At 41.9% G+C, this 2043-nt stretch carries 2 protein-coding genes; one reads left to right on the forward strand and one right to left on the reverse strand.

Translation table 11 applies throughout. The features are described from left to right. Nucleotides 1-348 precede the first annotated feature (348 nt). Complete coding sequence (locus tag WAM07_RS04165; protein WP_422165024.1) at nt 349-1131, forward strand: TIGR01457 family HAD-type hydrolase; 783 nt, start codon at nt 349-351, stop codon at nt 1129-1131. Between the two features lie 27 nt (nt 1132-1158). Here the strand turns inward: WAM07_RS04165 and WAM07_RS04170 are convergent. Further along, on the reverse strand, nt 1159-2043 hold an 885-nt coding region (locus tag WAM07_RS04170), incomplete at its 5' end, for a hypothetical protein (protein WP_422165026.1).

Here is a 2043-nt window from a genome sequence, read left to right on the forward strand (position 1 = left end):
CGAAGAGGATTTCGAGCTCCAAATTTCGCAAGGTCCGGAGGGGGACGATGAAGACTCCTGTGGGATGAACATGATCGGTAAGATCCCGGAAGGCGAAGCCTGAGGAAGCTTACCACATGGGATGTTCAACTAAGATCGCCACGTCCTGTGGCAACGTCGAACGACCCTGCGTCGTGCTGGGCCGGAAAGCGAAATCGTCCCCCGGAGGACCTTTCGCTCACCAATATCTCGAAACTGAGTCTTCAAGTAATGGGAGCTTTACTGTTAAATCAATATCAGAGCCCATGGTTTATACATAATTAAATAACAACTCTACATGTGTCTAATTTTACGGAAGAAGGTGCTTGAATGAGCCAATACGAAGCTTATCTGATTGATTTGGATGGAACAATGTATAGAGGAGAAAAGAGAGTGGAAGGAGCTTCAGAGTTTGTCAACTATCTGGAAACAAACCAGCTACCATTTATGTTTTTGACGAACAATTCCTCAAAAACCGCCGTTCAAGTTGCTGATAAATTGAATGATCTGGGAATTGCCGCACGTAATGATCAAATTATGACAAGCAGCATGGCTGCAGCTATTTATATTAGTCGGCAGCAAGGGCCTTCCAAGGTTCACATCATTGGGGAACAAGGTCTGGTGGACGCCATGGTTCAGGAAGGACATGAGTTGGTTGATGATCATCCCGATTTTGTCATAATTGGAATCGATCATAATATTAATTACGAAAAACTGACAAAAGCATGTCTGCACGTAAGAAATGGAGCTTCGTTTATCAGTACAAATGGAGATCGATCGATACCCACAGAGCGAGGGATGGTACCTGGGAATGGAGCGTTAACCTCTGTTATCAGCGTAAGCACCGGAATTGAACCAATATTTATTGGAAAGCCGGAATCGATCATCATGGAACAGGCCCTCGCTCGTTTAGGCTACAATGAGATGCAGGTTCTTATGGTTGGTGACAATTATAATACTGACATTTTGGCTGGGATTAATGCAGGGATGGATACACTAATGGTGGAAACAGGAGTAAGTTCATTCCAGGAAATAGAGAATTATCAGAAGCAGCCAACATATAAATATAAAAACTTAATAGAATGGATGAACGATAAGAAGCAGAAGTGGTAGATCCCTTCTGCTTCTTTTTGTGCAATTTTACAATAGGTAAGGACCGAAAAACACGGTAACCAAGATTATGTGAATACCTATAAAATATGTTAAGCGAATAAAAACAGACCAATCCCTCTCCCTAACTCCATAGGACAGGAGTAAGTACGTAAGTATAGCAAAGCCAAGCAGGTAAATAATTGAACTTCCCTGAAAACTTAAATATTCTGGTGCTTTTGCCATTAAATGGTTTGTAAACATACTTTCTCTAAAGAGGATGGCCGCTGCCAAGTAAATCATCATTCCAGTGTAAAATATCCAGGAGCGATTATGATCCATGGCTCGACTGTTGGAAAACGTTATGACGACAATAAAAAATAGGGGCCATATAAACCATAAGCCTGCAATAACAATAGAGAACATTCCTGTAGAAAACATTCCGACGGTCTTTCCTAGACTTTGAATAAATGCTTCCTGGTTCATCCGATCAGCTTGCTTGACGATCGATGGTTTAGCTGAGGAGAGCATAAGCTTATTTTTATTGTCACTGCCTTGATCAATCCAAATTGCCGCATCTGCTCCTTCAAACCAAACGGGTTCAACTGAGGGACTGGGGGTGTTACTCAATCGTATGACTTCAGTATTTCCCTGTAAGGACAAGGTTGCTTTGTATATGTTAAATTCCGGGGAATCAGCATATGTCGTTTTTGTAGCACCAAAACCTTTGAACAAGAGGGTAACGGAGTTCTCTTCCATTGTCATTTCAAGATCAGAAACCTCTTTTAATTCCAAACGTGAATGAGGGTCAGGAAAGTTAACTTTCTGAAGTTGTGGATCTTCTCCGAATGACGAATGGGAGAAGTAATAGAAGTTTGTAAGCTTTCCCCCTGCGCTCTGTTTTTGAAGTGTGCTCACTAACAGGGAATAGGATTC

It is taken from the genome of Halobacillus sp. (assembly GCF_049282395.1).
In the GTDB taxonomy this organism is placed as follows: domain Bacteria; phylum Bacillota; class Bacilli; order Bacillales; family Halobacillaceae; genus Halobacillus.

Bases quoted from the DNA above. Each gene is read 5' to 3' on its own strand.
- WAM07_RS04165 (WP_422165024.1), top strand. From the start codon at position 349: ATGAGCCAATACGAAGCTTATCTGATTGATTTGGATGGAACAATGTAT.